Source organism: Vreelandella zhanjiangensis DSM 21076, assembly GCF_000377665.1.
Classification (GTDB): domain Bacteria; phylum Pseudomonadota; class Gammaproteobacteria; order Pseudomonadales; family Halomonadaceae; genus Vreelandella; species Vreelandella zhanjiangensis.
In genome coordinates, this window is sequence record NZ_KB898650.1 from 319,182 (window position 1) to 325,919 (window position 6,738).

Annotated in this window: 9 protein-coding genes and 2 rRNA genes; 4 read left to right on the forward strand and 7 right to left on the reverse strand. The window is 51.0% G+C overall.

From position 1 onward, the window contains the following. Positions 1–15 precede the first annotated feature (15 nt). The 5 genes from D467_RS0112295 to flgB are packed head-to-tail and all read right to left on the reverse strand — an operon-like array spanning position 16 to position 3,624. Positions 16–774 carry a flagellar basal body rod protein FlgF gene (locus tag D467_RS0112295; RefSeq protein ID WP_018917821.1) on the reverse strand — a complete coding sequence of 253 codons (759 nt, stop codon included), beginning with the start codon at positions 772–774 and terminating at the stop codon, positions 16–18. Positions 775–805: 31 nt separating this feature from the next. Continuing rightward, positions 806–2,023 (reverse strand): flagellar hook protein FlgE, encoded by a 1,218-nt coding sequence (flgE, locus tag D467_RS0112300; protein ID WP_018917822.1) that lies wholly within the window; start codon positions 2,021–2,023, stop codon positions 806–808. 36 nt (positions 2,024–2,059) lie between these two features. Next, entirely contained in the window at positions 2,060–2,752 is a 693-nt protein-coding gene (locus tag D467_RS0112305) for a flagellar hook assembly protein FlgD (protein WP_018917823.1), read from the reverse strand. A gap of 2 nt (positions 2,753–2,754) precedes the next feature. Further along, the gene (gene flgC / locus D467_RS0112310; protein WP_018917824.1) at positions 2,755–3,165 is read right to left on the reverse strand and encodes a flagellar basal body rod protein FlgC; all 411 of its coding nucleotides are present in this window, start codon (positions 3,163–3,165) and stop codon (positions 2,755–2,757) included. A gap of 27 nt (positions 3,166–3,192) precedes the next feature. After that, complete coding sequence (gene flgB / locus D467_RS0112315) at positions 3,193–3,624, reverse strand: flagellar basal body rod protein FlgB (RefSeq protein WP_018917825.1); 432 nt, start codon at positions 3,622–3,624, stop codon at positions 3,193–3,195. A gap of 264 nt (positions 3,625–3,888) precedes the next feature. On the opposite strand from flgB, the gene flgA reads away from it, so the two are divergent. From flgA to D467_RS0112335, 4 genes are all read left to right on the forward strand, one after another. Continuing rightward, positions 3,889–4,527 (forward strand): flagellar basal body P-ring formation chaperone FlgA, encoded by a 639-nt coding sequence (flgA, locus tag D467_RS0112320; RefSeq protein WP_018917826.1) that lies wholly within the window; start codon positions 3,889–3,891, stop codon positions 4,525–4,527. A gap of 87 nt (positions 4,528–4,614) precedes the next feature. Next, positions 4,615–4,881 (forward strand): flagellar biosynthesis anti-sigma factor FlgM, encoded by a 267-nt coding sequence (flgM, locus tag D467_RS0112325; protein WP_018917827.1) that lies wholly within the window; start codon positions 4,615–4,617, stop codon positions 4,879–4,881. Positions 4,882–4,892: 11 nt separating this feature from the next. Next, on the forward strand, positions 4,893–5,342 hold the full coding sequence (locus D467_RS0112330; RefSeq protein ID WP_018917828.1) for a flagella synthesis protein FlgN: 450 nt from the start codon (positions 4,893–4,895) through the stop codon (positions 5,340–5,342). Positions 5,343–5,441: 99 nt separating this feature from the next. Continuing rightward, positions 5,442–6,182 carry an SDR family NAD(P)-dependent oxidoreductase gene (locus D467_RS0112335; protein WP_018917829.1) on the forward strand — a complete coding sequence of 247 codons (741 nt, stop codon included), beginning with the start codon at positions 5,442–5,444 and terminating at the stop codon, positions 6,180–6,182. 70 nt (positions 6,183–6,252) lie between these two features. Here D467_RS0112335 and rrf read toward each other — a convergent pair. Both rrf and D467_RS0112345 read right to left on the reverse strand, forming a co-directional pair. Beyond that, positions 6,253–6,368, reverse strand: a 5S ribosomal RNA gene (gene rrf / locus D467_RS0112340). Between the two features lie 123 nt (positions 6,369–6,491). Then, positions 6,492–6,738 (reverse strand): 23S ribosomal RNA (locus tag D467_RS0112345); the annotation flags it as partial.

Genomic DNA, 6,738 nt, shown 5'->3' on the forward strand with positions numbered 1-6,738 from the left:
GTAAGCGGCTAGGGTTTAGCCCTGAATAGAGAGAATACTGTTGGCGCGCTGAGCATTTTCATCAGCGGTGCTGAGCATTTTCATTTGCATGTCGTAGCGCCGGGCAACATCGATCATCGATACCATGGCATCCACGGCGCTGACGTTGCTGCCCTCAAGTGCACCACTGACCAGGCGAGCGTTCTCGTCGCCCGGCAAGGCACCCGGAGCTCCCTCTTCATTGAGCGGGCCGCGAAACAGACCATCATCGCCACGCGTCAGCGCCTGCTCATCCGGCGTTACCAGCTTGATACGGCCAACTTCAACCAACGCTTCGGGGCCTTCGCCTGCAGGAATGGCACTGATTGTGCCATCGGCGCCAATGGAAACCTGGGCACCCTGAGGCACCGCGATCGGGCCACCATCGCCCATAACCGGCCGACCGACGTTAAGCAGCACGCCATCGCTGTCTAGCTGGAGGTCACCGCGCTTGGTGTAGGTTTCAGTGCCATCGTCTGCCAATACCGCCATCCAGGCGTTGCCCTGCATGGCTACATCCAGCGCACGGCCCGTAAACTCGACCTGCCCCTGGGAAAAATCGCTGCCCGGCGTCGTGGTTACTACTGACGTACGCGTTGCCAATAACGCTTCTCCCTGCACAGGCACAGAGCGTGCGGCCTGCAGCTGGGCACGAAACCCGGTAGTCGTCACATTCGACAGGTTATTGGTCACCACGGACTGCTGATCCATGGCGTGTTTAGCGCCACTCATGGCGGTATAAAGCATCCGATCCATACCACTTACTCCTTACAGAAATGACCCACTATTAAAGGTTAATAATGGTTTGCAGGAGCTCATCCTGGGTGCTGATAGTCTGTGAGTTAGCTTGGTAAGAGCGCTGCGCGACGATCATATCAACCAGCTCACGCGCCATGTCGACGTTAGAGGTCTCCGTTGCACTGGGCTGGATCATGCCACGTAAACCTTCGCCTGGCGCACCGACCAGCTCTTGTCCTGAAGAACCTGTTGCGGTCCAAAGATTATTACCTTCAGGTCGCAATCCTTCTGGATTACGGAACGTTACCAAAGCAACTTGCCCAGCGGCACGAGACTGCTCATTGGAATAGTTACGCATGACGGTGCCGTCATTCTCAAAAGTAATACCCACTAATGAACCAGACGTATACCCATCCTGGATAACGTCATTGACGGTCGAATTATTGGCAAACTGCGTACTACCTTCAAAACTAAGATCTATATCTAAGTTAGCGAGCGCGTTGCCTTCACCAAACTCAGTATCGTCAAATAGGGCGTTATTAGTATTATCCTCTTGCAAGACACCATTTTGATTAAAGGTAAGCCCCCCTAGCGCAACGTCGTACGTTCCACTTCCCGCAGGCCCACCAGAGAGGCGTCCATTTACAGACCACTGGTTGTCAGCTGTTTTAGTAAAATACAACGCGAGATTTCGGGCATTACCCTGAGAGTCAAAAACGGTAGCATTTGTGGAGTAGTTATACGTGTTGGCATTTCCGGCATCGAAATCAGCATCAATGACAGGTTGACCTGAATTCAGGTTCAGAGAAACATTCAGTGCTGTCGATGCATTGGCAGGAAGATCGCCCGGTGGAATATTCAAGGGGACAACATTGCCGCCCACTTGAACGTTGCCTTCTGCATCCGCCGGATACCCCATAAGCTGTGCACCCTGGGCATTAATTAAGCGACCATCCGCCGTCATGGTTAACTGTCCATTGCGTGAATAAGCTGCTTCACCACTAGTCTGTTGAAACCGAAAGAAACCTTCGCCGGAAATCGCCAAATCCATATTACGTGACGTCGACTCTACGTTACCCTGGCTAAAGTTCTGCAATACTGCAGACGTGCGTACACCCAGGCCGATACGAGAATCCGCATATACATCAGCAAATTGTACGTTAGAGCTTTTAAAACCGACCGTTTGAGAATTGGCGATATTGTTACCAATAGCGCCTAATTTTTGCTGTTGTGCGCTTAAGCCACTGAGTGCTTGTGAAAAACTCATGATGTTCCCCTGAAAAAAGTGTTATTTAGCGAATAATCAAAGAATTTGTTTAATTTGATCGAGAGCGACCTGACCATAAATAGCTCCCAGATCCAGACGAACATCATTACCACCCGTTCCAGGCGATACTCCCTGCACTAGCGCATAGTTAAGCGCTCGAGACTCCATCAGCTCACCTTGTGCATTTGTGGCCTTGAAGTTGACGTTATAGGCGCCTGCCGGCACTGCTGCGCCATCGTTCGTCAATCCACCCCAGCTAAAGGATTCAACGCCGGCAGCCACCGCGCCCAAATCCTTGGTATAAAGCACCTCGCCTGCCTTGCTGGTAACTGTAACGACAACTTTTTCAGCGGCTGAATCCAGCTCAATACCAAAAGGCGTTGCGTAAGAGCCGTTCTCTTCATCGACGCTGACCATCACATTATTGCCAGGCACCAATACGGCCTTATCGATCAACCCAGCTGCCTGTAAGGCTTTCGCTGCATCCATCTGCTGCGTGATACCTTCAAGCGTGGAGTTAAGCTCTTCGATCCCGCTTACGGTATTAATTTGAGCCAGTTGCGACGTCATTTCCGAATTTTCCATCGGCTTTAACGGGTCCTGGTTTTGCAGCTGGGTAATCAGCAGCGTCATAAAGCTATTTCTAAGCTCATCCGACTGCCGAGCCGATAGGCCACTGGAACCACCGCTGTTAATGCTACTAACAACGCTCGTATCGATATTATTCATGCTTATCCCTCACCCAGCGAAAGCGTCTGAATCATCATTTGCTTTGTCGTATTGAAGACCTCGACATTCGCTTGGTAGGAACGAGAGGCAGAAATCATATTGACCATTTCATGTACCGGCTCTACGTTGGGTTTCGCCACGTAGCCGTCTTCGTCGGCGGCAGGATGGTTGGGCATATATTCAAGACGCAAGGGGGAATCGTCTTCAATGATTTCGGACACTCTCACGCCCCCCACACCGTAGCGGGTGTTTTGCGCCTGCGCTTCGAACATAACCTGCTTTGCGCGATACGTTTCACCATCTGGCCCGGCAATACTATCGGCATTGGCCATATTGCTGGCGGTTACGTTCATGCGTTGGGACTGAGCGCTCATGGCAGAACCGGCAACATCAAACGCTGAAAACATCGACATCATTTATCTCCTACGCTATCAGCCGGTTTATTCAGGCTGCATGGCGTTTTTCAGACCCTGGATACGGCGATTCATAATCGTTAGCGCCGCTTGGTAACGTACGGCATTGTCAGCAAACTGAGTGCGCTCACGATCCATATCCACCGTATTGCCATCTAGGCTAGGCTGGTCGGGAATCCGATACAGCAATTCCGTGCTGCCAGCGCCGCGCCAGGCGGGGCCGGTGCCAGCCATATGCTGTTCAGAAGTGCGCGATAGTGTTAAACCGCCATTATTGCCTGACTGCGATACACCGCCTTCCACGGCTTTTTTCAATTCGCTGGCGAAATCAATATCGCGGGCCTTATAGTTAGGCGTATCAGCGTTTGCGATGTTGGCAGCCAATACTTCATGCCTTGCTTGCCGCAAGCCTAATGCCTGCTGATGGTAGTTAAAGGCAGATTCTAATTGATCAATCATGCCAAGCCCTCGCTAGCTGGGAGGCAAAAATAAAATGAAATTTATTGAGGGTGGAGAATACGCGCCTGACTGTCAGCTCAAAGCATGGAACAGCTAGTATTTACACCAGTATTTCGCCTGTTTCGTTTAAGCCTTTTTCGCTACACTCATCAGCTAAATTCCGTTATTTTCTCTTTCTGAGCCCCTTCCACCATGTCATATCCGCTGCGCGCTACACGTCGCTGCTCGGCAGTATTCAAGCGTTACTTTCTAATAGGCGCTTGTTTGATTTGCTTTTCTAATGCGCATGCCGATGATGCTCTTCTTCAGCAGGTACATCAGTTTTTGTATCAGCAGACCCAATCACTAGGGGAAGAGGTCGTAATTGACTTACGCCCGCCCTCACCGCATCTCCCCCCGTGTGTTCGGCCGGAACCATTCCTGCCTAATGCGGGTCAATCCCCTCTTGGCCGCGTTTCGGTAGGCATCAGGTGTGGTGAAACACACCAGCAAGTGCGCTACCTGCAGGCGCAAATAGATGTTATTGGCAGCTACTGGGTAGCGCAGCATGATATAGAACGAGGCACGTTAATTACGCCGGACATGCTTGTGCAGCAGAGTGGCAATTTGAGCGACCTTTCTTCTCAAGCACTCATTGATAAAGCGGACATCGTCGGCAAAGTTGCACAGCGCCAAATTCGAAGCGGCAGTGCTTTTCAAAATCATTTCCTGCAGGCACCTTCGCTTGTGGAACGCGGCCAGCGCGTTACGGTCATAGCGCAAGGCAGCTCATTTCGTGTTTCACGCGAGGGTGAAGCATTGGAGAGTGGCGCCCAGGGAGACCGAGTTCGTGTACGCTTTGATACACGCGAACTGGTGACTGCCCGTGTTACCGAGCCAGGCATTTTAGTGGTGGATTTTTAATTCTGTGTCTAAAGTTTTAACCACTAAGGCCGATAGTTAATATCACAGGCGCCGAATACACAGACGTTGACCATAAAGGCACACAACGTGAAAATTGATAACCTCAATTCACTGCTTCGCTCCAATCAAGCGCAGCAGCGTGATGAAACACAGAAAACGAGTGGATCCAAACCGGTTGAAGCGAGCAGCTTAGCGCGTGAATCGACTCAGCTTAGCCACTCACAAGTTGACGAAACATATGACGTTGACATGGCCAAAGTGCAGGAAATTCGTGACGCCATCCGTGAAGGCCGTCTTGAAATGAACGCTGCCCGTATTGCTGACGGCTTAATTGCCAATCTCTCAGAATCATAAGGTAAATTATTATGAGTCTTGCCCGTTTGCTTTCCGATCAACAGAAACGCCTTGATGAGCTAGTAGCTCTTCTATCGCGTGAGCAGACGCTTCTAACGCCGGGTGATATTGATGGTGAAGCACTCGCCAATATAGCAGAAGACAAGCAAGTACTCCTGACTGAGATTGAGCGTATTGAAATGCTGCGTCGCAGTGTTCAGACACGTCTTGGCTATGAAGATAGTGCCAAGGGAGCCAGTGCGGCCGCTCAGGATGCAGGCTGCCAAACGGCCTGGGCAACGTTACTTGAAAAGAGTGAACGGGTTGCGCGCATGAACGAACTGACTGGGCAAATGCTTTCAGTACGCATGAAGCATAATCAGGACATGTTGAACTACATTCGCCAAATCGCAGAGAAAACACTCTATAAACCTGATGGCCGTAATAACGCTCAGTCGGGAAGAATCAACGCATCAGCGTAACTATCTTCTTCAAGACAGATAATCTTCTTTAAACTCCTTCTAGACAAATATCCAGCGTGCAACTTCAATGAAAGCCTACTTTCTCTACTAGGCTTATTTATGCTGGATTACCTTCCTGACCGCTACACGGTTTTAATTACCGGGGCCTCTGGTGGCATTGGTCGTGCCGTATTACAGCACCTTTTGTCTTCTTCTCAAGTGGGCCTTATTATTGCCGTTAGTCGTCAACCACTTGATATCGCCGATGAGCGTGTTACTTCTCTTCCATTGGATGTGACTACTGAGGAAGGCCGCTTTGCACTGCGGGAAAAGCTAGACGGGCAGCCAGTACATCTGTTTTTTAATGCCATCGGTTTGCTGCATGATGATGCCAAGCAACTTCAACCCGAAAAGCGGCTTGATCAATTGACTGCTGGTAACTTGCAGGCGCTCATGCACGTTAATGCCTTTACGCCGGCTTTACTGATCGCTGCATTATCAGCGTCTTTTAAAGGGACACACCCTTGTATTGTGGCCAGCCTATCCGCCAGAGTTGGCTCTATTACGGATAATCAGCTCGGGGGCTGGTATAGCTATCGAGCCAGCAAAGCTGCGCACAATATGCTGCTCAAAACGGCGGCGATTGAATTAAAAAGGCTTAACAAGGCGTCAATAGTCTTATGCCTACATCCAGGCACAACCAGCACACCTCTCTCAGAGCCGTTTCAGTCCCGGGTGCCTAACGAGAAGCTGTTTACTCCCGACTTCGTTGCCAGTCAGCTACTGGGCGTCATTAACAAGCGCACTCCAGAAGAAAGCGGTAGCTTTTGGGACTGGGCTGGCAAACCTATTGAATGGTGATTGTGAGTGGTAAATTATAAGCAAAAAAAATCCCCCGAGGCTAAGCCCGGGGGGATTTTTCATAATAAGTGCCTGACGATGACCTACTCTCGCATGGGGAGACCCCACACTACCATCGGCGCTAAGCGGTTTCACTACTGAGTTCGGCAAGGGATCAGGTGGTTCACGCTCGCTATGGTCGTCAGGCGTAACTGTCAATGTCTATCATGCTGACGTGTTCTGTTAGCGTCTCTCGTCGCAAGCGTGGCTTGCGGCGCGTATCCGGTATCTTTCATCGTTATCACTGCGACCAGACCCCTTGGGTGTTATAGGGTCAAGCCTCACGGGCCATTAGTACACGTTAGCTCAACACCTTGCAGTGCGTCCACACCGTGCCTATCAACCAGCTGGTCTCGCTGGGCCCTTCAGGAGGCTCTAGGCCTCAGGGATGTCTCATCTTGAAGGGGGCTTCCCGCTTAGATGCTTTCAGCGGTTATCCCGTCCGACCATAGCTACCCGGCAATGCCACTGGCGTGACAACCGGAACACCAGAGGGTCGTCCACTCCGGTCCTCTCG